The 24589-nt window shown below is 58.1% G+C and carries 15 protein-coding genes and 1 pseudogene; 4 read left to right on the top strand and 12 right to left on the bottom strand.

Features of this window, described 5'->3' with window-relative positions; translation table 11 throughout:
* Window positions 1-73: 73 nt before the first annotated feature.
* The 11 genes and pseudogenes from WN982_RS27895 to WN982_RS27845 form a co-directional block, all read right to left on the bottom strand.
* On the bottom strand, window positions 74-703 hold the full coding sequence (locus WN982_RS27895) for a cupin domain-containing protein (protein ID WP_341318809.1): 630 nt from the start codon (window positions 701-703) through the stop codon (window positions 74-76).
* 2341 nt (window positions 704-3044) lie between these two features.
* Window positions 3045-4568, bottom strand: a complete 1524-nt coding sequence (locus WN982_RS27890; RefSeq protein WP_341318808.1) for a lyase family protein — start codon at window positions 4566-4568, stop codon at window positions 3045-3047.
* Window positions 4565-5608: a pyridoxal-phosphate dependent enzyme gene (locus tag WN982_RS27885; protein WP_341318807.1), complete on the bottom strand. Its 1044-nt coding sequence runs from the start codon at window positions 5606-5608 to the stop codon at window positions 4565-4567. The genes WN982_RS27890 and WN982_RS27885 overlap by 4 nt, the downstream gene beginning before the upstream one ends.
* On the bottom strand, window positions 5599-6942 hold the full coding sequence (locus WN982_RS27880) for an adenylosuccinate lyase family protein (protein ID WP_341318806.1): 1344 nt from the start codon (window positions 6940-6942) through the stop codon (window positions 5599-5601). Before WN982_RS27880 ends, WN982_RS27885 begins: the two co-directional genes overlap by 10 nt.
* Window positions 6927-7844 carry a hypothetical protein gene (locus WN982_RS27875; RefSeq protein ID WP_341318805.1) on the bottom strand — a complete coding sequence of 306 codons (918 nt, stop codon included), beginning with the start codon at window positions 7842-7844 and terminating at the stop codon, window positions 6927-6929. Before WN982_RS27875 ends, WN982_RS27880 begins: the two co-directional genes overlap by 16 nt.
* Window positions 7837-8646: a phosphosulfolactate synthase gene (locus WN982_RS27870; RefSeq protein WP_341318804.1), complete on the bottom strand. Its 810-nt coding sequence runs from the start codon at window positions 8644-8646 to the stop codon at window positions 7837-7839. Before WN982_RS27870 ends, WN982_RS27875 begins: the two co-directional genes overlap by 8 nt.
* A gap of 58 nt (window positions 8647-8704) precedes the next feature.
* Window positions 8705-9193, bottom strand: a complete 489-nt coding sequence (locus WN982_RS27865) for an MSMEG_0572/Sll0783 family nitrogen starvation response protein (RefSeq protein WP_341318803.1) — start codon at window positions 9191-9193, stop codon at window positions 8705-8707.
* Window positions 9194-9771: 578 nt separating this feature from the next.
* The gene (locus WN982_RS27860) at window positions 9772-11091 is read right to left on the bottom strand and encodes an FAD-dependent oxidoreductase (RefSeq protein WP_341318802.1); all 1320 of its coding nucleotides are present in this window, start codon (window positions 11089-11091) and stop codon (window positions 9772-9774) included.
* A 616-nt stretch (window positions 11092-11707) separates the two neighbouring features.
* The gene (locus WN982_RS27855) at window positions 11708-12346 is read right to left on the bottom strand and encodes an MFS transporter (RefSeq protein WP_341318801.1); all 639 of its coding nucleotides are present in this window, start codon (window positions 12344-12346) and stop codon (window positions 11708-11710) included.
* A gap of 106 nt (window positions 12347-12452) precedes the next feature.
* A pseudogene (locus WN982_RS27850) lies at window positions 12453-12980 on the bottom strand (MFS transporter); the annotation flags it as partial.
* Window positions 12981-14562: 1582 nt separating this feature from the next.
* Window positions 14563-15981: a DUF1116 domain-containing protein gene (locus tag WN982_RS27845; RefSeq protein WP_341318800.1), complete on the bottom strand. Its 1419-nt coding sequence runs from the start codon at window positions 15979-15981 to the stop codon at window positions 14563-14565.
* A 232-nt stretch (window positions 15982-16213) separates the two neighbouring features.
* On the opposite strand from WN982_RS27845, the gene WN982_RS27840 reads away from it, so the two are divergent.
* The 4 genes from WN982_RS27840 to WN982_RS27825 all read left to right on the top strand — a co-directional run bounded on the left by WN982_RS27840 (window position 16214) and on the right by WN982_RS27825 (window position 23684).
* Window positions 16214-17185, top strand: a complete 972-nt coding sequence (locus tag WN982_RS27840) for an AIR synthase related protein (protein ID WP_341318799.1) — start codon at window positions 16214-16216, stop codon at window positions 17183-17185.
* 1731 nt (window positions 17186-18916) lie between these two features.
* Window positions 18917-20557, top strand: a complete 1641-nt coding sequence (locus WN982_RS27835; protein WP_341318798.1) for a protein FdrA — start codon at window positions 18917-18919, stop codon at window positions 20555-20557.
* Between the two features lie 463 nt (window positions 20558-21020).
* The gene (locus WN982_RS27830; RefSeq protein WP_341318797.1) at window positions 21021-22166 is read left to right on the top strand and encodes an MSMEG_0565 family glycosyltransferase; all 1146 of its coding nucleotides are present in this window, start codon (window positions 21021-21023) and stop codon (window positions 22164-22166) included.
* Window positions 22167-22250: 84 nt separating this feature from the next.
* Entirely contained in the window at window positions 22251-23684 is a 1434-nt protein-coding gene (locus tag WN982_RS27825) for an IS4 family transposase (RefSeq protein ID WP_341318796.1), read from the top strand.
* 367 nt (window positions 23685-24051) lie between these two features.
* Here WN982_RS27825 and WN982_RS27820 read toward each other — a convergent pair whose 3' ends face one another.
* Window positions 24052-24531, bottom strand: a complete 480-nt coding sequence (locus tag WN982_RS27820; RefSeq protein ID WP_341319444.1) for a lecithin retinol acyltransferase family protein — start codon at window positions 24529-24531, stop codon at window positions 24052-24054.
* Window positions 24532-24589: the final 58 nt, after the last annotated feature.

Genomic DNA, 24589 nt, shown 5'->3' with positions numbered 1-24589 from the left:
TGCGAGTTGATTGGAGGGCAATGACGGGCAATTCGCGAACTGCATTGCGGCGCCAGCACGTTCTGCATGCGTGTTATTCATTACGAAAGACGACCCAAATCAGGTTCGCGGGCTTGTTGGTGGTATTTTCCCAATGATGGGGCACGTCACCACTGAAGTGCAGCGAATCACCTGCCTTTAACTGGAAGTCCTGATCACCAACCCGAAACGCGACTTCGCCCGAAATGACGTGTACAAGTTCTTCACCGGGGTGCTGAAGAAGATTCCGACCGCTTGTTGCTCCGGGGATCACGCGGGCAATTGCTGCCGCTATTCGAAACTGTCGATAGGAACCGGAAATGCCTTCCAGACTAATGCCTTTGTGAGGCGTATAGACGGCTTGACGTTCGGTGGCGCCCGTAAACTGAACAGGATCGGGGATCGCTTCGTCCTCCTGGAGAAGAGAGCTCACCGAAACTCCCAAGGCCGCGCCGAGCTTGAGCAATGTGGTGATGGTGGGCACCATACTGCTTCGTTCAATCTTGTGAATGGCTGCTGAAGAGACATCACTTCTCACTGCCAGCTGGTGCAAGGACAACCCCTGGTTATTGCGAAGAAGTGCTATCCGCTGCCCTACCCCGTTGACTATTTCAGCTACGTCCCTTTGCCCTTTGACAGGCTCATCCAGGGCAACTTTCGCCGTCTTGGTCCTTCTTGTAGCCAACAGATCCTCCAGAGAAAAATAGTTGATTTGCTTTAATAGGTGTCCACGGCATCATCAGATATCGAAGAATAATCTAGACAAGCTCATCGACAGGATCGCCGACTGGAGGGCAGTTTACTGTCAAAAAATAGAGCCAGATCAAGAAACGAACCAGTCTTCACCCGCCCGAAATATCTCGAACCCTCCCCAGCCATCGGTTGCGGGAGGAACGATGTGTAACGATTGCCCCTATCGCGAACGATCAGCTGCTTGCGCATTGCGCAGACTCGAAATATACCAAGCGGACTATTGAACCGTCTGGTCGGCTTGAGCACGCGTGCACTGTCCATAATCGTTCGTTGCCTTGCCCCGGAACAAGCAAATGGCGGCAACCGATGACAATTTTCTCATAGCCTCGTTGCACTTGTTGTCAACAGCCAGATTGACAACCACCTGCGCACCAATCTGTGAGCCACTTCTAACAGGTCGGCATTGCCAGCGAGGCAGCGAGCCTGGTCATTCGTATCGGTCTAGATAGATATCATCCCCTTCCGTTTCGCCGGCCTCGACTCCACGGCCCACCCGGTCTGCGGCGCGTCAGTTTCTCTCATCAGGAATCCATTCGATGCGGTCCTTAAAGCCATCTTTCGCATCGCAACGATGCTACGACCAACGGCACAACTCAACAATGGCATTTTTCGTGCGAAATCCAGCGATAGTCGTTGGCGGAGGGTGCTCGCAGTATAACGTTGCGAGGCCACGACCCGCATGCATTCGACGGACAATACATAACGATCTTCTGGACCAAACCGTCAGATATTGCGCTAGAAGCACAAATACCCAAAGTTGATGGTCGCCTTGAGCGTGCATCTCGAGCGTCGGCGGCCCCCGAGTTCTTACGCAACCGTTTGAGGCGGACACCCAGGCACGCTTGTGCCCACCGAGCCGTTTCCACAAACATCCCTCCCGGAAGCTCTCGCTGGTGCGCTGGTGCACTGCCATCGCACATTCCCTGGCTTTGCCGAGCTCGTTGTCATGTCCGTTTGTATCCGAAACAAGGTCCCTGCGTTCCTCATCCAAACCGTATTATGCCCACGCCACCTTTGCACCAACTATCGACAGGCCGCACACAGGTATCGCAGTCAACACTGGTTACAGTATCTCTACTGAAAAAAGATGCGTCTTCGGATAGTTAGTTTGCACTTGTCTTTCCGATACGTACCCGACATCTTCGAAAATGACTTTTACGCAATCGCTCACCCCCGAGCCCTTTTAACTTAGTGGCGTCGGGAAATTTGAAGGCTGCTCTTGCAAGTCGGCTTCGAAAGATCCGGCCTCCAATCTTTGATACAGCACCATAAGGGTCTGCCTGCGTTCGTGACACACAGTAAAAGCCTCAGTTGTCGCGGGGCCAGCGACGCACAACCACGCATTCGGTAGCGGTACGGCCGGAAGCAAGTTGACAGGCATGCCGTCATCCGGGAGATCACGTGAGCGAATGAATTGACAACTCGACGCAGAAGCGTCGCACCTTCACCTGCCCCGTCTCGCGCACACTAAGTAGCACCAATTCTTCATGTGTTTTGCCTTGCGTCCCAAGAGTGACTCGCGGCACGAACCAGAAGAGGCCAAATAATATGCCCATACTAGCTCTGCAATCGACGCACCTCATACTGCTCAAACTTGCATTCGCCCCTGACTGCTCCCAAACCGATCGTGAGTTCGCATCGCTCGCAGCGACGGGTTCGACCGTTGCGGCACAGAGCGTTCGCGGTCGATGAAATGCCCCCGCCGCCGTAAGTGGCATAGCAGAGGAATAGCAGACCTAGCCATTCTCTATGCGCCTTGCCGTGCTGCAATATTGGCGCTCGACACCGGCCCAGCGCTCACGCTTCTTGCCTGAGCCAGCCCCGCAGGTAATCAGCACCGAGTCACGCATATCAAAGCTTCAACAACCTGTTGCTTCACAACGTCGCTTGCGGCATTCCGCCGCGCCCGTTCAAGCAGATGTTGCATGCCGTCCGGTATCGTCTCACCGATCAATTCGGCAAGTTATTCCGCCGCTCATGTGCTCTGCCACGCCAAGCAGCCCCTTAACATAGTCCACCGGGCGCTACAGGCGTTCCGGATGCCGGAAGAACAATCCAGGTCGTTCGTGCGATACATTCAGTTCGCGTTCTTACGCCTTCGCGACTGCCCGTACCGCCTGTTACATCGTAATTGTGATCAACTGTCGTATCAATTTACAACTGCAGTATTAACAAGGGCAACCAGATCATCCCAGTTGCCGACACCTCGGCATGATGTGTTTCGAAAGAAGCAAATCCGATGCGAACGGCGCGACAAAACCTAACTGGCTGATTTATCGCCGACCTCCCGCAAGGAACCACTCTACGCGGCTTAGAAGATCCGTTTCGGCCTGCGTAAACCTAGCGAGTTGCCTGTGGGCGTGAGCAGCCATGTCGCTTGCCCGCGCTACGTCGCGCTCAGCCATTGCGGCGACCACGTCCGGCGCAGCTCCACCAGAAGCGGTGCGGGTGGCCACAATCGCGCGAGGGTCTAAAGCGCTTGCAAGGTCATTTGGATCGAGCAAGAGTGGCGGAATCCCGAGTAGTTGCGCCGCCTCGTCAATCGCACGCGAATCTATATCAATTCCGCGCAATCCCTTACGACTAGCCGTCTTGACGGCCTCGCCAACAACCCTATAGGCGGTCCGGTAGTCGATCCCAGCAGTAAGCATGATGTGCTCGGCCAAATCGGTTGCCTGACTAAAGCCGTCTTCAAGGACTTGCCACATGCGGGCCTGGTTCACGGTCAGCGTCGACACGACGCCTCGCATCAGGTTACTGATCTTCGTTGAAAACTCAAGTGCCCGCGGAATCTCCCCATACCCGTAAATCAGGTTATCGCTACGCGCTGAAGGGCTCTTGACAACGGCCAGGAACCCGGTCAAACGTCCAATTAGCACGCCACAGCTTCCGCGAACGATGGACAGCGAATAAGGGTTACGCTTCTGGGGCATCAATACAGAGGCACGCGTATAGGGGCCGGCGAGGTCGACGTAGTCAAACTCCTGGCTTGACCAGATCTCCAGGTCTTCGGCCAACTTGGACTGATTCAACAACACGCTCGCGCTGGTGGCCAGGACGTCGACAAAGCAGTCTGTCTGCCACATCGCATCCCGCGTGTGGTCTATCACCCCGTCAAAGCCTAGCAAGTTGGCAAAGTGTGTCCGGTCGCCGAGCAACCGACTCCCATTGACGCAGCCGGCGCCGCCCGGGCTCTGATTGATCTCACCGAGTGCATCGAGCAGCCGCTTGCTGTCACGCAGAACGGGGGGAGCAAACGCGAGCAGGTAGTGCCCAAAAGTAGACGGCTGAGCCTGTTGGAGGTAGGTCTGGTCGGCCATAAACACGTCGCGGTGCCGTGCAGCAACCGTTGCAGTGGTCTCGGCAAAAGCGGCCGCCGATTGCAGCAGCTCGGCGGTCAGTCGACGCAGAACGACGCGCAGCGCCACACGCGCGGCCTCGCGCCGAGGCCTGCCGGCGTGCAGCCAACCGGCTGCGTCACCGATGCGCGCAGCGAAGTGGCGTTCACGGGAGTTGTACGGTTCGCCGTAGCGGGCATCGTAGGGAAAGTCGGCAGCATCGACGCGATAGGCTTCGACAAGCACGTTTAACAGCGCACGCGCTGCAGCGTCGGGGATGATCCCTCGGTGATGCAGATCGAGGACATGGCCCAAGTCTGCCACGTTAAGGCCGTGGTGCAAGTACGGCGCGTCCGCTATCTCCCATGCGAAGCCAGCATCGATCAGTTCCTGTGCTGGTTCGTCCGAAGAAGGCCCCTCGAATCGACGGAGGGGGATACCTGTGCCAGTGAAAGTCATTGTTTGCATTCCTCTATGGAGGGCGCTTCCCGTTCTGCACTTCGAGCCGAAATGCGGTCGACGACTCCGAGCGCCCCGCCGGTGTGCCAATAGACAACAGGCCGCGAAAGTTGACTTGCCGACTCGCGAATCCACCGCATCGCCTTGCCGTTGTAGGTCGTGTCAACGAGGAACCGTGTCTGGCGGCTAATTTCCTCCACCAACTCAATGTCCCACACATCCGCGACACCGAACCCTGAGCTGCGTCCGTCCACCAGGCGCCATCGGCAGCGACTTGCCAGCGGCCGAAGGACGCCCTCTGCCGCGGTCGCTCCACAACCGCGGACAACCGATTCGATGGTTTCGCGCATCTCATCGGGCGGTCTGGAAACACTCACCCCGACAATCTCGACGTCCAGCGGTTCCGTCTGATTTCCGGCGTCGAGCGCGTATGTCCATCCGGTAATCAGGCCCGCGATCGTACCGCCAGAGCCGACGGGGACCACGACGGTGACAGCATCGATTCCGAGCAGCTTAAGCTGCTCGCTCAATTCGAGCGCCGCATTCGCGAACCCAAGCGCGCCAACAGACGTTGCGCCACCGCGGGGCAGCACATAAGGACGTTTTCCATGGGCACGGAGTCGACGGGCAACGACGTCCGCTGTGGCATCCATGGTCTCGCGATCTGATGAGCCCGTAAATTCCACCACGGCACCCGACTGAATCGAAACTTCGAACGCTGCTGGTATACGGGAAGGACGCTCACCATAGCTAACGTGGTGAACCGCAAGGCCATGTTGGGAGCACGCCGCGACCATGAGCGCTGCGAAGTTCGACGTCGGACCGCCGCACACGACAACGGTATCGGCACCCTGCTGGAGAGCATCGCCCAAGAGGAACTCGATCGGTCTTACCTTGTTGCCACCCCACGAGTACCCGATCAGGTCATCCCGCTTAACCCACAAGGCATCGACCCCGAGTACCGCTCCAAGGTCAGAAGCCCGCTCGCAGGGCGTGGGGAAAGACCCGAGCCGAGCCCGGGGTAATTCGTTCATTGCCATTGTTCCGACTCCGATGCCCGGCGGCGTAAGGCGGTGTCGACCACGCGGTCGACCATCAGCCCAGATGCGCCAATATTCACATGAGATAGTTCGGCGAGTTCCGCTTCGGTTGCCACTCCGATAAGCACAGCCGACAGATCGCGTTGTTCCTCGTGCGCCTGACGGTAGGCGTCCTGCAGCAATCCTTGGGCACGGTGCTTCCCCAAACGAACTGACATCGCACTTAGCAGGCGCTCCGACGACGAGTTGACGCCGAGATTCCTACCCATCGCGTCCGAGTTGACTTCCAGACCAGACACCAACTCTCGCGCCATGGTGGTGGCAGCCAAGGCAAAGTGACATATCTCAGGGAACACGACCCACTCGGCCTTCCAGTTTCTTCCGTCACGCTCGTGCTCGTTCACCATCGTGTCGGTAAGGACGCTCGCTTGAGACCGAACCAGGCGGGCAAGCGTCACGATCTGCTCGCTCACCTCCGGATTGCGTTTGTGCGGCATAGTAATGCTTCCGACAACTGACGCGCGAGTCCTCTCTGCGAGTTCGCCAATCTCTCGTCGCTGCAGGGCGTACACCTCGTTTGCAATGCGCGCCAAGCTGGACACGCACATCGCCACAACGTGCGAAAACTCGGCCAGCCGGTCTCGCGCGCAAAGCCACGAGACGTCCGGTTCGCCCAGAGACAACTGGCGACAGAACGCGGCCCGCAAGTCGAGCGCGCGATCCCCGAAGAACGCGAGCGTGCCAACTGCCCCGCCGAGCTGCCCAACCCGCCAACGGTTGTGCCCGTCATGCAAGCGTTGCAGATGACGACCGATCTCGTCGGCCCACGATGCGACCTTGAAGCCGAATGAAATTGGAGCACCCGGTTGTCCATGCGTACGCCCCGCCATCGGAGTCAGTCGGTGCCGGATCGCCAGCTGTAGCAGAGCATCCTCTATCCACCACAGGTCGCGCCAGAGCAATGCACCAACGGCGAGCAACTCGATTACCTGCGATGTATCGGTGATATCTTGTACCGTGGTGCCATAGTAGATATGCTCGGCAGCTTCGCCCGGCAGCATGCCCCGCAGCACCTGGATCATCCCGAGTGTGGAGTGCGACGTCTCTCTGGTACGCGTACCGATCTCGCCGATCGGCAGTTCGACACCTCGAAGCTGCGCGATCTTTTCGGCAGACTCGGTGGGAATGATCCCGCATTCGGCCTGCGCCCGAGCCAGCGCAATTACGATTTCGAGCCACCGCGTAACGCGCGCCTTCTCCGCGAAAATGGCACGGCTCTCCGTGCTGGCCCATTGATGCCCAAAGATTTCCGAGTCGATCAGGTGGGTGTCCATGCTACCCCCGACCGGCGCACAATCATCTCGATTGCTTCACGAACCTCATCAAGCGACGAACCCCATGGAACAAACGTCGCCAACCGACGCTCCTCTACGCCCTCCTGCATGAGGCAGCATCGCGTCAGCATGGGACCTTCAGCTCCTTTGCTCTCACTGACGAACCGCACCGGGCAGATATCGACCGTCGGCGGAGTTGTGCCATAAAACCAACGATGGATCTGATGGGAGCGCTCGCACCCCAGTAAGGTCCAGTCAGCAATCGGAGGGCGTTCGTCAAGATACGCTACGGCGACTCCCTCCAACTCAATGCCCGACCCCCGGCACGGGATCAGCACCTTACCCGGAAGGGGTTCGCAGGCTTCAGCCAGCTTGGCGCAACTGTCGACAAGGATCGGTTCGACAACGACTGGCGGTAGGCTCTCTGCTGTCTCGAGAACGCGATGGACCTGATCGAGCAGCTTCGAAGGGAACGGCGGAACGATGTCTAGGACGCGCAAAACCAATGGGGCGGCGTTGAGAATGAAGCTTACATGTGAATATCGCCCTTCGACAACAACGCAGGACACGTCACGATGAGCCATCGCTACGCCTGCCAGATCTGACGGCACACCACAGTCGACATTGGGGGCAACCACATAGCGGCATTGGGAGGTGTCGGCTAGCACACGAGCACTTGTGACGCAAGAAAACAGTTCCGAACTCGCTGGCCGATCCACTTCCACCAGTGCAGTGTCGCGCCCCTTTCTAGCAACGATAAACCGCGTACGCATGTATGCCTCGCGGCCGACAAAATGCTGCTCAAGCCAGTCCGGCTCAAGACTCTCCAGATCAGTGCTCAGCGCAACCTGGCGATAGCGCGATGGCAGCACATTCGGAGCGGATGGGTCAAAGTCAAACACCGAGACCTCTTTCGCTGTTAATTACCAGTTCACCAGGCACGCTTCCGAGGGTATCGGCGCGCAATCCCAGCCGCAGTGCCTCAAGGCCCATCACCTCGTCGAGGGCAATGTTGCCAAGGCTCACTTCGGAGCCGAGAAGCCGAAGCAGGAACGACTGCTGCGCACGCTGCGGTGCCTCGTAGATGATCCTGGAGGCGTAGGCACTGCTCTCCAGAACCTGAAGGAGCGACTCCCGGACCTCGCCGTTCTTGTCATAAAGACCAACAGTCCCACTCTCGCGACCTTCGGCGACAATCCAGTTGGCGCCGGCCGCGACATCACCTTCAATTTCATCATGCCAATCCGCGGGCGTGACCGCCCGTGTCGGATCCTTGCTGCCCACTTCCGCCAACACCACGAATCCAAGTTCTCGGGCTCGCGCTATCAGTTCGCGCTTCTCAGACACCTGCATCGAAGTCGCACCGTCGGATACCTCAACACAGTCGAAACCGACGTCTAACGCGAACGCAAAGAATTCCTCGGTTCGACCCTGCAACCACGCCACCTCGAGTAGCGTGCCACCCGTGCAAGCCTTGACCTGGGCTGCGTGAAGTTCAACCACTTTAGATCGGACAGCCGGATCCAGATACGCCGTCCCCCATCCGAATTTCCAGATGTCGATGATCCCCGCAACAGACGACAGCACTTCCTGAGTCGTCAGCAGCGTACAACCCTTATCGAGCACATGCGTGAGCCCGGTACGGCGAGGTTTAACCGATCGTTCGGGCAGCCTCAAAAAAGTCGCCTGCGGACTTGCTGGCATGCTTCTTCTCCAGAATTATTGCAATGCTTTGAGCTACGTTTGCGCCATATCTGCCGAACTACAGCGTCCAGGTAGTAATCAGGATCGCGCGCTCCTTCCAGGCCTGGATGTTTGCATCCAGCACGTCGAGCGGGTTGATTGCCTTGACACCCGGGATAAGGTCATCCTCGCGCATCCCGTACAGCGCACCCATCGCGAACCGGCATGCGTAGATTTTGGCGCCCTCATCCATCAGGGTCTTAAGTTGCCGGTTATACGCGAGGTTGCCGGCGAAGGCCTCTGTGCCGACTGCCGGGTAGCCACGCGAGGCAGCCGCCATAAGCACGCCCGGACCGAACAGGATGAACGAAAGTTCGAAACCCTTGCGTTGCAGTCGCGTTGCCGTAAGCATGTTCACGAACCCGACTGAACCCTCGAAGGGAACGGTGTGCATGAAAACGTACGCCTTGTCGCCTGGCGACGCCTTGTAGTCGGGGAAAACCTTTTCCTCAACATTGAACAGGATGTCCCCGCTTTTCGGCGGGTCGATGCTAACTGTCTTAGGCACTTCGACTCCTCAATAGGTGTGGGTCAGTGTTTGCCCGGAGCCGCGAACTCCGGGCGGAACGCCTCTTCCACTGCATCGGAGTGCGGAGCCTCGGCGTGGGCCGCGCCTGTCGATGACTCCCGGGAAGCGCCTGCATAACAAAGTGTCGATCCCCCCAAGACAGCGATCGATAAGTGCGCACAAAAACTAGCAAACAGGATGTCTCCGATCGTCGTAGGATCGACGGTAACTGTCTTAGGCACGGTGACTCCTCATTGGTTGTGGGTCAGTGTTTGCCCGTAGTCACAAACGCCGGGCGGAACGCCTCTTCTACGGCTTCGGGGGGCGTGATCCCTGTTTTGGCCACACCTGTCGGTGACTACCGGGAAGCGCTTGCATAACTGCAGGTCGCAGCCTCCACGGCAGCGCCCGATAGATAGGCACAAAAACCTGCAGCCAGAAGCGATCCTTCAGGCTACGCCGAGCGGCGTACATATCGATACCCCATTTCCATGCCACGCGGGCCTGAGCATCATATAGTATGTAGTACTCCGAATTTGATCGAAACCAACTCGGGAACGACATGACTAACCCTCCTGTCAGAACTTCTTCATCACTTCCAGCGCGGCCATGTTGATCGGCTCGTTAAGCGCTCCGATCGCGGGCGAGTACACATTCTCCATGCTGGCCAGTTCATCGATGGTGATCCCGGCACGGATTGCGACACCCAGAAAGTCCGCCCGTTCCTTGACACCTTCGCCGCCAACCATCTGCGCCCCGATCAGCCGATGTGTCGCCGGATCCGCCAGCAGTTTCACCGTGATCGGCTTGACCCCCGGGAAGTAGCGCGCCCGGGTGATGCCATTGGCAACCCCACTCACGAACTTGATGCCGATCGCAGCCGCCGAGGTTTCACCAAACGAAATGCCACCGATCATCCATTCCCCCGCGAGCATCGCCCAAGGCACATAGACTGGCTGGTACTCACGGTTGCCGCCGGCGGCATTCGTGCCCGCCGCCTTGCCCTGCGCATAGGCATGGCTGCCCGAGAGGCCCTGCAGCGGGACATTGGTGACGCCATGCGGAATCTCGGTGCAGTCTCCGGCGGCAAAGACATCGCGTGCCGACGTACGCATGTGGGAGTCAATTACGATGCCACCCGTGCCGCCCAGTTCGATGCCCGCCGCCTTCGCGAGCGCATTGTTGGACACTTTGCGCGTCCCGATTATCGCCAGCTGCGCAGGAATCCTGCCGGCCGTGGTGTCGACATGCGTCAGCGTGCCGTTGCCACCGAACGCCGTCACGCGCTCTCCCCACATCGTCGTGACGCCGGCAGCCTCCCAACCCTTGCGAACCGGAGCGATGATGTCCGGATCGACCACGCCCGCCATCGGCCATTGCCCGGGGTCCACCACCGTCGTTTTGATACCTCGGTGAACGAGTGCCGACACCATTTCCAGGGCAATCGGACCGCACTCGACAATCACCGCTTCCTTGACCGTATCAAGGTACTTGTCCCACTCCACGGCGTGACGAATGTTCTTGACCTCGTAGATACCTTTCAGGCCATGCCGGTCCACACCCGGGTCCACATAGTTGCAGCCAGTACCGATAACCAGCCGGTCATAACTGACCTTTCCTTCACCACGTACCTTGATCGTATGGCTGCGGGTGTCGATGGACTCTACCGTGGTGCAGTGAAAATTGACGCCCTGCTCGTCGTACTGCTGCTTGGTTGAGACAAACAGCTTTTCGATCGACTCGATTTCCTTGCCGTGCAATAAAGGACTGCCACACGGGCCATAGGCGACGTCCTCAAACTCGGCGTACACATTCATCTCCGCTGACGGGTTCACCCCCAGCGCAGCGCCTGCCGCACCCAGCCCCGCAGCCCCCCCTCCAATCACGACAATTTTCACGGCCGTCTCCTTCGGTCTCGATCCCAGCGCATTTCATCTCCCATCGGAGATGTTATTTTTCCTATTGTAGATGCCGTACAAGAGACATGTCAACAGGTCTAACGGCACTCTCCCGAAACAGGTCCGGAGTCGGCTTTTCTCTCGTTGTACTGCTGCGCCGCCGACAGTCGCCGCGCGCCTCACGTCTAGGTTGATGCAGTTCTGCTGACTGGACGATCGCTGTTGTGCACAAATCGTCGCTGCCTCTTGTCAACCATGATTCACACTGCGACCCCGGTTCCGCCATGAGACCCTGCGCGATCGGGCGGGAGAGTACGGCGGACCAAAGAAGTGGACATCAACATCCCGTAAGCATTTAGGATCGGAAATACATCAATCGAATCCGCAAAGCTATCCACGAGAAGAAAGTGCCGTTAAGCGGCAAAGAAACTTGCCAGGTCGCTGCCTAAGCGGTTGGCCTCACAGGCTCCGGCCAACTTCATACTCAACATCGTCGTTAGTTCAAGACTTGACGTCCTCCTCGCCCTGAAGGCCGAGGTCCTCAGTCCGGGGATGAATTCGATACGACTCTTGCCTATGTCGTGCGATGCCGCGTTCGTTCCGGTAGCGTTTCTCCTCATGCGTCGGACAGCTCGGAGTCGCGGGTTTCGCGGCCGAGCAGGTAGCCAGCAATCGGCAAAATCCAAGGAATAACGCTGACTTCGTAAGCAAAAGTCAACGAAGTCCTGGATGCGATGAACCCAACGACTATCGGCGCCAGAATCGATGCCATACGACCGATCGTCAAGCATGTCGAGAATGCGGTCCCACGTATCTTTGTCGGGAAGCATTCCGACGTATAGGTCTCGCCCAGGACCCAAGCGCCATAAATGCCTGCGAATTCCAACGATCCGAAAAACAGGATGAGCAGCGGAGCATGGCTGTTGGCCAGCGCCAGCATGCTTCCGATGGCGAGCAATGCGCATACGATGCCGATAGGCCGGCGGCCGACGCGATCGGAAAGCACGCCGAATATCCATGAGGCAACTATGCCAACCACGTTGAAAATGGCGATATAGAAATAAGTTTGCTCGGCTGCATAATGCATCACCTTAAGAAGGTAATACGGAGCGAAGATGGCAAATGCCCAGTAGCCCCACGCAACTCCAATCCAGATGAGGCCATGGACAATCAAGTCCCGCCTGAATGCGCTGGAGAATAGTTCTAGCACCGTTACTTTGCGCCGCGTAATGGTGCGTTGTCTGATTGCCTCCATGACCTGTTGGAATCGCTCGGATTCCTCGAGCCGCATTCTTGCGATCAAAAATCAGCAGACCGGGAACGAGGCACGCAAAGAAGGCGGTTCTCCAGCCGAAGTGCGCACCCACGGTTGCAGCAAGTCCCGCAGCCACCAGATAGCCTGCGGGATAAAACGAGTGCATGAGACCCATGGCGCGCGACCGTAAACGCTTTGGCCAAACCTCGGCAACGTAGACAGCAGAGGTTGGAAGCTCCATACCGCCGCCCACGCCGGTTAGGAAACGCAGGAAATTGAACGAACCAATTGTCGGGGCGAATGCACTGACAGCCATCCCGATGCTGTAAATAACAATCGAAAAGCTCAAGGTGCGCTTGCGCCCCAGATAGTCCGCGAGAATCCCCCCGCCAAAAGTGCCTAGCGTATATCCCACAAGAAACATGGAGGTAATGAATCCCCCCATCAGGAGACCGCCGTGGAAATCCGCGACGATCTGTGGCAGCAAAAGCGAAAAGATGTTGATAACGATCGCATCGAAGAGCCAGCCAAGGCCGGCAACCAGAAGCACGATGACAGCACCGATCGTGACCTTTTTGTAACCCACGCCTCGTCCCGGTACAACGGGTGAGTTCACCTGTTCTGATACGCCCATCCTTCCTCCATACCCTTGTTGTGATGCCGTCCAGTTTCGCCATGCGTGCAGCAAAGACGCCGGCCTGTACCTTTAATCACCGCGAAACCCCAAGTGGAAATAAATTCAAAACTGCGTGCCGTGTGCGTGTCATAGCCGCTGCCCGCCTCGCTGCAATATGAGTCGATTGGTCTGGGACCCTTGCGTGCTCGCAGACCTGTCTCGATGGTGTCGAATTGCTCGGGAGTCCGCCATTTTCATAGACGAATCCGGGGAAATTTTCACATGCATTGAGCAGCCGGTCAGCAACACAGTTAGCCAGCGAGCGGGAATCGGTAGGGACGCTATTGCCGCCTAAGAATCGGACGCACACTGACGCTCTGTCCCGGACTGGGCGCCTCGTGGCGGTTCGAGGACTAGAGCATCCAGTCGGACAGGTGTTCGTGAGGGTCTTCACTCTGCTCTTGCGACACACGCCGCTCCACCGGCATGCTTGCTAAACGCTCCCCCGTCACGGCGATCACCTTTGGACGTTTGGTAACCACTGCATCAGACTCCATCAAGATGACTTAGACTCCGCCGTAATGGATATCCGGACCGTGGCTTTCAATCAATTCCACGACTTCGGTGCCCCGCTTTCCAAGCTCCGACCAATTGATTCCACCCGAGAAAAATGTAGTGCTTCCTCTACCCTCCTGAACCACATCAAACTACCCACAGATTCCGCTGACAATGCTTAAACATTTCGAACCTAATCAATTTGCGTGTGACGGCATCTTCTGCTGTGACGTCATGGGCCACGCTGTGGCTGCGAGAGCGAGACCGGACAGCATTGCGTTGCCAGAGGTGCTCCCAACAGACGCAGCGGTTGCAACCGCGCGTTCAAAGCGATGTTGCGCGTCCCTAGTGCCGGACGCGTCACCTGGAGATGCCAGACTCCTAGCCGCGTCGATCAGGTCATGGATAGGTTGAATACTCTGACCTTGGGCTGCCCACTTGAGGAAACAGCGACTGAGATGAGTGGTTGCTGCACGCTCGGCGACTTCAGCGGGCAACCTGGATAACGGCTTGGCCCAACGAACGAATAGCACAAGACCGGCAAGTACATCATCTCCCGTGGGAGTGAGTCCGCTTCCGACGCCTTGCAACAACTGCCTCGCCACATGAAGATTCATTCGCCCGATGGCGTCCTCGACTGCCGTCCAGACATGAGCAGCATCGCCGGGCACGGAAACCAAACGCCCGAGGCGCGCCAATACCGGTCCAATTGCGCGGAGTTGCGCGGGAGATGGCAGATAAGGGCGGTACCTCGCAACACGAGACAGAACGATCGAGCCCGCGTCCGTCCACAGGCATTCAGCCCCAAGGTGCACGATCGAACCCTCACGCGGTAGCGGCGGTGAGGACTCAAGTACGAGGTGAATTGGCCCGGCAGAGATACTCGGGCCGCCCACGGCGAACAGGCTCGTAGCCGATTCGACGTAGAAACCCGAAGAGAACCTGCCAACGACTCTGCCAGTACCGCCCGATGGCGTCGTTGCAGACGAGCACGCTGCTGCGACGCCGTCACCAATGCTGGTAGCCAATAAAATTCTGTGCGCTGTCATTGGATTCGTTGATCGAGATCCAGCATCGCATCGGTGAAGCATTGGATCGGTGCCCACGCTACGCCGGCTCCAACCTGCCCTGTGCCTGCTTGTGCGTGGATGATGCCGGTGTTCACTGCCGGCGTGATCGAGAGTTCGACCACTCTGCGCACATCGACACCCACTGGCGTCCCGATGTTGTCCAGAATCGGCAGGCGGAATCTCACGCTTTCTCCCGAGCAGATCCGCTGCATGCTTCGCGTCGCAGCGATCGCGTCGGACATGCGACCTCCGAGGAAGCCCGCCACTGCAGGCGAATTGGCCGCCGCTGGGCCGCCAAGACCGATCAATTCGAGAACTGCGCTATCACCGATATCGCGGGCGCTCGTCTCCGGACCGAAGCCGGCGTAATACAGAGCATCCTGGATCGGGGGTGACTGGGTGATGAACCACTTGCTCTTCGCGCCGGGCAGCCGGATTCCGTAGGTGGCTCCGTTTCTCGACATCGTGGTCACGATGCTCGAATGTTCGACGGACGAGGCCGAGTCGACCAGCGACTTGGCGGCTGCCATGGCCACATTGAGGAACATAAGATGGTTGCCACTAAGGAACGCAGCAACCTCGGGCGTGGCAACATGTGTGTTGCGAATCAGGTACGGGAGCAAATCACGCAGGAACAAATTGGTCGTCGCCTGCACTCGCATATGGACGTCATCGCCCATTGCTACACCTTGCGCCGCGAGCGCAAGAACATCGATCGCGCCTTTCCTGGCGATGGCCTCTGCTAGCACAGGACCCACTGCATCACGAATGAAGCGCAACCGTTCGATTGCTGCGTCGCTGTCAACGCCAAACCACTGCACCTCGCCCGAGCCCTGATTGATGCTAGCGTATGCAACTGTGCCGCCGATCGCGTTTTCCAATACGTAAACCGGCGCCGACGGGCCAACCGAAGTTGCCATCGGCACCACGGCCGAATGCTCATTGGCTGGCCGCAACTCCACTTCCCCTCTGTCAGCCAGGCAACCTGCAGCCTCCGTGTCTTTGGCCCAACCTTCGGCAATGATCGCTGCCTTGATGGAACGGCGCAGCGGATCGCACATATCCTCCCACTCAATGGCAGGTCCGCAATGAAGAACGGTACGCTCGCTCATGCCGGGCACCACCGCGCCTGCCCGATCAATGGCCTTCAGCATGGGCACCCCATTATTCAAGCGCGAAATGACTTCAGCGTTCGCCTGATCGATCTTCGCAGACTTGGGTCCCATTAGCCTGGACAGTGCCGCCACGACTTCAGTCACTCCCCCGCCAGGTGTCCGCCAGTCAACCCCGACGACCGTAACACCTTGGTTTCGGATCGCTGTTTCGAACAGCGGCAAACCGATATTCACGACGTTGACTAATCTTGGCAGCTCAACAACGGGTAGCGCTTCCACGAGACTCCTTCCGAGGTGGGCACACGTTTTCACGTGTCAGCGATGATTGGCTTTTTCAGACACCATGTTACTACAACATTTACTATAATACACACCACGGGCACACCCTAACCACTCACGCCCGATAGATGTTTCGATGCAATCGGCTGAAGAACAGGACACGAGCCCATTTACTCAATAGACCGAGGCGCCAATTGATCCCCCTTGTGTCGTCTACTATAGGATTTATGACATGCTCACCCCTCACGACCCGTCGCACGCATTTCTCGACGCCATTGTGATCGCTGTCCGGCAGCACACAGGGCTTACAGGTAAACAGAGCATTTCGGCCGTTCGTCGATTTGTCGATTCGAGCGATCCGATCCACGGACCAGGCGATGACGGTGCAATCGTCGAGATAGACGGCCGACAGATCGTCGCCTGCGGTGAGGCTATCTCGCCGGCGTTCGTTGCCGCCAATCCCTATGGCGCAGGCATTGCGGCAATACTCGCGAACATTAACGATGTTGCCGCCATGGGGGGGGTGCCTCGCGGTGTCGTCAACACAGTGGTGGGCCGACGGGAGGTTACATCCGAGGCGCTGCGCGGCATGGCCGATGCGGCGCGCATGTACGATGTACCAATCATCGGCGGCCATCTCACCGAGCACGACGGCGAGGCGTCGATTTCGGCGTTTGCCGTAGGCCATGCCGAGCGAGTGTTAACCATGGCGAACATTCGCCCAGGGCAGGACCTGCTGTTTGCATGTTCGCTTGACGGTGTGATGCGACAGGACTTTCCATTCTTCACCACAATCGAACGTCAACGTTCGACGCTGGCCCGCGATGTTCGACTATTGGCCGAAGTCGCTGCGAGCGGGGCTGCGGTCGCCGCAAAGGATGTGTCGATGGCCGGACCGCTGGGTTCACTGGCAATGCTGCTCGAATTCAGGCGCTGCGGCGCCACCGTCGATATACGCAAGCTCCCGATGCCGGCGGATACCGATCCGCTGAGGTGGTTAATCTCGTTTCCCACCTATGCATTCTGGCTGGCCGTCGAACCCGAGTGGACGGAGCGATGTGCAGCCATATTCGAGTCCAAGGGGCTGATTTGTGCTCGCGTGGGCAAGACCGTCGACGGTGGCGAATTAGTCCTAGTCGACGATGACAGGAACCGAGTGCTACTTGATCTAACAAAGGAGTCAGTGACCGGGCTGTGGGGATGAGGAAGACGCTTACGCTACGGCGGCCGCAGTGGGTGTCAGGCTCGGGCAGAGAAGCTCATCGCCGACATCGACCGGGGCGTCGCGCGTCAGCGAGTCGGGACACCTAGGCCAATCAAGTGGCCCCGCCTTCGAGAAATCGAACACCATCGGCTTGTGTGGAAGACCGAGGCAGGGGAACCGGCCACCGTATCCGGCGCAACTGTGTCCGCGTGCGGCCCGGACGTGCATGATTTACGCGTTGGGATTCCAATGGTCAACATCAGTGAACGCCAAGGCGCCTTGCCCGTTGACGAACACGCGAAGTCTAATGGTGAAGTGAGCGGTTAGATCGTTTCTCACAGTTGCCTCTCTGGGCAAAGCGGCCAAACCCAGCGGCTGGTACGTCAGCGGATGTCCGTAGCCTGAGCAATATTCTTTATGAGATTCGCCATTAAGATGACGACAATACCGGACGCGAAGACCGGTCTCGCAGGCAATGCTCTTACACGACTTTAATCTTCCTGCTCTAGACGTACAGGCCCGGGAATGCGATCGACGGCGGCAGTCTCGCTGACAAGACCCACCTCGTCGCAGAACCATCCTTCGGGCAGCGAAGGCGCTGACGTCGCGTGATCATCGACGGGACGTGGAACCCCTGTCCCTGAGACCAAGGACAGCTTACCAAGCCTTGTACGCCGGTTAGCTATTGACATGCCTATTCCTTTAAGGACAAAGCGGTATGAACCGCGTGGCGGTTTTGACGGGAGCGGCGCTCGGACGATGTCTCAGTCCACTTGGCCTCGGCTTGCGAGTCACGGATTAGCTCTGAAAAACCTCGAGCTATCTTCGATGGTTTCAATTTGCGACTGGCTCCAATAGTTACCGATACGGATGAGCTTCGTCCTGAACCAGGCTTGTGTCGGATGCTCGTGGCTACAACCCGATTTCTTTTATCATAGTCAAACGAATTTTCCCACTATAGGAAACGATGTCAACGGAGACAGTCCGGCAAAACCAATGGGATATCTTCTGGCATAGCCGTCCGGTTTATGAATTGATCCGATCACGAATGACCGGACGATGGATCCCGAAGTCCTCGGCACCCCCTTCCCCGTCCAACCATCAACTCCCGGAGTGGCATCGAGCCATCTCGCAAGTGAGAGTGAGCAAGTTTGCCGACCGACACCACGAACGTGACCAATTCGCGCCTAGGGTGGCTGAACCTGCGAGATCACGGTGAGCGTGGATGCCACGTGCATTTTCGCGCACGTTGCTCGGGGCATGCGCACCGCTTTGACGCCGGACGCACGGTCATTCACGATCGATTCCTCTTGTGCTCGTCACCACAATTTGTTTACTATACGATATACATCGTGCATGATGCGACAAATATCGCAACGCAACCAATATGCTGTTGCTGCGAACTGTCCGCAGACCCGGCAGGCAGCCACAGGAGCAACCGTGGCCAAGATTGCAGTCTTCGCGCCCGGAAGCAATGCCATAGTCGCAAAGGGCCGGCGGGGCATCCAGCATGATGCATGCAGTACGAGAATGCCAAACCAATGGCGAGATCAGTGCGCCCTATGATTCGCCAGCGATGGCGCGTCTTCATTGTGGATGGCAACGACCAGTGAGGCCGCAATCTCGCCATCCAACATGAACGAAACGCCCGGCTGGTGGCTAGGCACTGCGCTTATCGAGTCTCATCGATTAGTACTCTGAAGCACGTTAACGCCACCCTTGACGTATCGCATGGCGCTATCGAAAGCGACCGCGGAACCCGCATCGTTCGCCATCGCCGTCGTCTCTCCCTCAGTCAGCAAAGGTACCCATCCGATGGCCCACCTCATCACCGTCCACCCTAACTCGTACAAAGACAGCGTTCGCCTGCTCCAGACGACCCGCACCGTGCTCGCCGCATCCGGCGTGGAGTGGGGCTGCGCGCTCATGGCGACCCCTGCCAACATCGTGACCTTGGCCAGAGAGGGCTTCACCACCGGTCTAGATAAAGCCGGCATCAATGATTTGGTCATTGCGGTTCGCGCCGCGGAGGAAGAGTCTGCCGCCGCTGCGATCGCCACGGCGGCAGAGACGTTATTCGGTGCTGTAGCCGGCGAGGTCACCGAAGAAAAGCAGGTCACACCGGACCTACGCGCGGCGCTCCAGGAAAATCCTGCCACTAACATCGCAGTCATCTCGGTCCCGGGGCAATATGCGGCGCTAGAGGCGCAAAAGGCACTGAGCGCTGGTCTGCACGTGCTGCTCTTCAGCGACAACGTTCCATTGGAGGACGAGATCGCGCTCAAGCAGCGCGCACGGTCGCTCGGACTCCTCGTGATGGGGCCAGGTGCAGGCACCGCGATGCTCGGAAGCACCGGCCTCGCGTTCGCTAACCGAGTGGGCGCAGGCCCCGTGGGCATCGTAGCCGCCGCCGGAACCGGTGCGCAGGAAGTGATGAGCCTGCTCGACCGATGGGGCGTCGGCGTCTCGCATGTCATCGGCCTCGGTGGACGCGATCTCTCGCCAGAGGTTGGCGGCCTGATGGCAGAGTCGGCTTTGCGCGCCCTCGACGCAGACGAAGCCACCCGTACCATCCTGCTCGTATCCAAAGTACCCTCCCCGGAAGTCGCAGAAAAGCTGCTTAGTGTGCCGAAGAAGCCGTTGGTGGCGTCATTGATCGGCCTGCGCAAGCCACTGGCGGCTCCAGCCAACGTCATCGTCGCGGACACTCTGGAGCAAGGCGCTGCGCGCACGCTCGAAGTGCTAGGTGTGGACAGGCCAGATGTCGCGGGCAACCTAGCCAACGATCTCGCCAACGTCGTCACCACCTTGGCACCCAGCCGAACCCGGCTCATAGGTCTATTCAGCGGCGGGACTCTGTGCTACGAGGCGATGAACATAGCCATCGGACACATCGGCCCCATCCACTCCAATACGCCCCTGGACGATCGATGGACAATCGAAGCCGCCGGAGCCCACGCGCACGTCTGCCTAGACCTCGGCGAAGAGCAGTACACCAATGGACGCCCACACCCTATGATCGACGCCGAGGCGCGCTCGAGCTACCTGCGTGACCAGGCACGAGATCCGACGGTTGCGGCCGTGCTGCTCGACGTCGTCATCGGTGATGGCGCTCATCCGGATCCGGCCAGCGTTCTCGCCCCTGTAGCGGCAGAAGTGGTGCGCTCTGGGGCCGCCGTGGTCGTCTACGTTTTAGGCACCGCGCGCGACCCACAAGGCCACCAGGCGCAGCAGGAAGCGTTCCAGAAGGCCGGCTGTATCGTTACGGCAACCGCGGCCCGGGCAGCACTGGCGGCCGCAGCGTTAGTCCTGCGGGACCCCGCGCTAGTCCTGACCGAGCTGCGCGCGTCCCTCGCAGTCATGGCTGCCTAAGGTGACTTCTCACCGGCCTAAAGGCCGGTGCTTCTAGCTTCGCAGCTCTCAACTTCCTGCTTCGTCACACATCCCTCCCCGCGATCTCATTTTCCAGCCTCAGCTCTAAGGAGCACATGATCGTGGAATATCATTTACTATACGACTAGATATATGTACTATAGTAATATCCGATGTTCGTTACGGCGGTTGTGTCGGCCGGTTTCGCAATGCCGTTGGAATTGGCACTGCGATTTATGCTGCCCGGCAGACAGGCCGCCGTTTCGACGGCCCCGATGGGCTTGATCTTGCTTGAGCCTCGTTGCGGTTTTGGCTGATTTCTCCGCCCGTTTCACATCCTGCTTACGACGTCCTTCTATGCACATTTTCTGACATGACGCCATCGATCGTTCGCTTAACTGAGGGTGTATCTCCCCCCCGTATCGCGTTGACCACCTATTCGGTAAAGCCGCGAGGCGGGGTCGTGCACACACTGGAACTCGCTGAGGCTCTCCAGGCAGCTGGCATGGCGGTCACCGTTATTGCGATGGGGGAGCCTGGTGCGAGATTCTTCAGAGACGTTAGCGTCCCAGTGCGGATGATTGACACGCCACCTTGGGCGGACACGCTGGAAGAACGCGTGTTCAGTTGGATCGACGCGATGACCGCAGGACTGAGCAAGATGCGCGACGATTTCGACATCGTCCATAGCCAAGACTGCATCTCGGCACGCGCAGCGGCCAAAGTACGTGACGCAGGTGCAAAATTCCATCTCGTTCGGACTGTTCATCATGTCGACGACTTCACTACGCAGGCCCTCATTGACTGTCAACGTAACGCCATTATCGAGCCAGATCAAATCCTGGTCGTTAGCAAGCTTTGGCAAGATCGACTAAAGGCCGATCTTGGCGTGGAAGCCGCGATTGTCACCAACGGCGTCCGGCCTGAACGTTTCGCCGTGTCACTAGATGGCGATCGATTAGCCGAACTAAGGCGACGAGTTGGAGCGGAGAGCCGCTTCCTTTATCTCACCGTCGGGGGTATCGAGCCTCGTAAAGGGAGCCGATTCCTCATACAGGCACTTGCCAAGGTCAAGGCAAGCAGACGCAATTCGCCGGTACTGGCGGTAGTCGGCGGCCACTCCTTTCAGGACTACCGGGAGTACCGTGAAGATGTGTTGTCGTCGCTGCAAGGGCTTGGCCTCGAGCTTGGGAACGATCTCATCCTCCTGGGCACTGTCACTGAAAAAGAGCTTGCCGAATGGTTTGCCGCCGCTGATGGGTTCGTCTTTCCATCGGTCAACGAGGGCTGGGGGCTTGCAATCTTGGAGGCTGCAGGCGCAGGGTTACCCGTCGTCGCCTCAGATATCGAGGTTTTTCGTGAATTTCTCGTTCATGAGGAGGATGCGATTCTTACTACAGTCGGGGAGCCAGATTCCCTCGCTGCTGGAATGGCTCGTTTGATTGACGAGCCAGCGACCACGCGACGACTTAGAAAGCACGGACCTGCGTTGGCGGCCCGCTATACATGGAACACTACGGCAGCGCAACACATTGCAATTTACGAGAGCATTGCCTCGGCTCGCGGCAAAACCGACCATGAACTCGCCACTGATTCGCAGGCTACGTAAGCGTCTCAGGAGGCTTGCAATTACCCACATCTTCGCCGCGAAACCTGGTAACCTGGCACACGTCATGTCCCAAGTGCGAGCGAGATGGCCGGCAAGCGACAGGCGGATGATCGGTCGCGGTTGGATCTGGAGGTCCGGGGAAGCGAATTCCAGGACACCCGATTGCGCCGCCGCTTCGCAAGCCTGCTGGAAAAGCTGTGGGACGGCATGGGGCAGACTATTCCATTCGCCTGTCAGGACTGGGCTTCGACCAAGGCCGCCTACCGGTTTCTGTCGAACGACCGCATCAACGAACACGATATCCTGAGCGGGCATTTCCAAGCGAGCGCTGCACGTGTCATGGCCACCGATGGGCCCGTGCTTATCCTGCAGGACACGACCACATTCTCGTATCAGAGGGAGCGTCCCGAACTCATCGGCTACACCGGCAAGACGTCCCTGCGAACAGGAAAGAACGGCACGGGTCCGTCGAAGCCGCTCACGCAGTGCGGTATCCTGATGCATTCGAGCCTTGTTGTGACTACGGATGGACTGCCACTTGGCCTGGCGGCGGTGAAGTTCTGGACGAGAAAGCAGTTTAAGGGATCTTCGGAACTCAAACGCCACATCAATCCGACGCGCGTACCGATTGAAGAAAAAGAAAGCTGGCGCTGGCTGGAGAATATGCGCCAGTCGACTGAGCTTCTCGACGCCCCTGTCCGCTGCATTCACATCGGTGATCGGGAAAGCGATATTTACGAGCTGTTTTCCACTGCCCATGACCTGTGCACTTACTTCCTGGTGAGGACTTGCGTCGACCGGCTCGCGGGAGATGGCCAGCTCACGATCTCCAAGGTTATGCAGCAGGTTCAGGTCAAGGGATTGCATCGCGTCGAGCTTCGCGACGCGGCGGGTCGGCCAATGACGGTGACGCTTGAACTGCGCTACCAGCGAATGACTGTGCTGCCCCCCATCGGCAAGCAGAACCGCTATCCTGCGCTACAGATGACAGTCCTTCATGCTCAGGAACGCAATCCGCCGCCCGGGCGTCCTCGCATTGAATGGAAACTGATCACCAACCTCCCAGTAAGCTCTCGTACCGAGGCAATCGAGAAACTTGACTGGTACTCGATGCGCTGGAAAATCGAGACCTTCCACAAAATCCTGAAATCGGGCTGCAAAGCTGAAGAGTCCCGGCTTCGCACAGCTGATCGGCTTACGAACCTGATCGCGGTTTTCTGCATCCTGAGTTGGCGCATATTCTGGCTCACAATGCTCGGCCGATCAGCGCCGCAGTCCGCCGCCGAACTCGCCTTCACACGCACTGAAATTGAACTGCTTGAGCGCGTTGTCCATGACACGCCTCACAACGCACAGGCGCCTCCTCTCGTACGAAACGTTATAAGACTCGCTCAACTGGGTGGGTACCTCGCGCGCGCCAGTGATCCTCCACCAGGCAATACTGTGATCTGGCGCGGGATGCGACGGCTAACAGACATTCAGCTCGGCTATGAGCTTGCGCTAAAAAGAAGTGGGTAATTGCAAGCTCAGGAGGAGGGAAACCTCATCAGCAAAGCTGGAATCTGAAGGGTTGAGTCGCCATGTCCGCGGGTCGTCAGCCCCTAGCCGCGGGAATCAGAAGCCAATTTCGTAGTTGCAGTGAGAGCAGGTGCCTCACGCAAGCCGAACCTTTGCATCATTGATGTCCTCCCCGTCCTGAAGGACGGGGATTCCTGACCTTCGCAGAATCAGGTTCCTGTTCACAGCGGTCTGCCTTTCGGGGAAACCCTGTTAGGTCTTACGTCCGCTCCGCAAGCTTAACTTACCGCGCGTCCCGCGGTAGCTGTTGCGATCAAACCCGCTACGAGGATGGACAAACTTAACTGTCCGGCTCTAACACGTTCGATCAATTGAAACTTTCAGGCGCAAATTTATTCCGGACCTTCGACCTACTCTCGAGAAACCTCTTTACCAGGATCATCGCCGTACATATCGCCATATAGGGGTGGGCGATGCACTGTCTCACTTGTTCGCTGTGACTTTCCCCAAACAGGCACCAAGAGCAAAAGTGCTCGCAGTTATTGGTCAACAGCCGATAGCGGTTCTCTCCCAATCGAGAGCGAGCCCGCCGAATGGCATCCTGACCAACATATTCTGGGCATCGTTCTTGTTTGACCCAAATTGCATGACCCGCAGCAAAATCTACTATGGACAATTCTTCCACTGCGCAGACTCGCAATGAGCTGCAGAGTCCAGCGTAATGCACTACTTTGCTGTCACCTACGTATATGCCGTGGTGACTATAGCCGCGGCGCGGTGTAACCAGATGCGCACCTAACGGCGGTTCAGTGGCGATTTCTACACTCCACCGCGTTGGCGTACCCACGCCCTCGCTCTCTTGAGCGGAGAACGTGCAATGGGGATGGTTTATCAACGCTCCTCCT

Source organism: Paraburkholderia sp. IMGN_8 (genome assembly GCF_038050405.1).
Taxonomy (GTDB): domain Bacteria; phylum Pseudomonadota; class Gammaproteobacteria; order Burkholderiales; family Burkholderiaceae; genus Paraburkholderia.
The sequence above is the reverse complement of the archived record's forward strand: the minus strand, read 5'-3'. Positions and strand labels throughout refer to the sequence as shown.

Coding starts and splice junctions, on each gene's coding strand:
- WN982_RS27890 (WP_341318808.1), bottom strand. CDS start 4,568: ATGACTTTCACTGGCACAGGTATCCCCCTCCGTCGATTCGAGGGGCCT.
- WN982_RS27840 (WP_341318799.1), top strand. CDS start 16,214: ATGCTCACCCCTCACGACCCGTCGCACGCATTTCTCGACGCCATTGTG.
- WN982_RS27870 (WP_341318804.1), bottom strand. CDS start 8,646: ATGCCAGCAAGTCCGCAGGCGACTTTTTTGAGGCTGCCCGAACGATCG.
- WN982_RS27825 (WP_341318796.1), top strand. CDS start 22,251: ATGGCCGGCAAGCGACAGGCGGATGATCGGTCGCGGTTGGATCTGGAG.
- WN982_RS27835 (WP_341318798.1), top strand. CDS start 18,917: ATGGCGCTATCGAAAGCGACCGCGGAACCCGCATCGTTCGCCATCGCC.
- WN982_RS27880 (WP_341318806.1), bottom strand. CDS start 6,942: ATGGACACCCACCTGATCGACTCGGAAATCTTTGGGCATCAATGGGCC.
- WN982_RS27855 (WP_341318801.1), bottom strand. CDS start 12,346: ATGGAGGCAATCAGACAACGCACCATTACGCGGCGCAAAGTAACGGTG.
- WN982_RS27885 (WP_341318807.1), bottom strand. CDS start 5,608: ATGGCAATGAACGAATTACCCCGGGCTCGGCTCGGGTCTTTCCCCACG.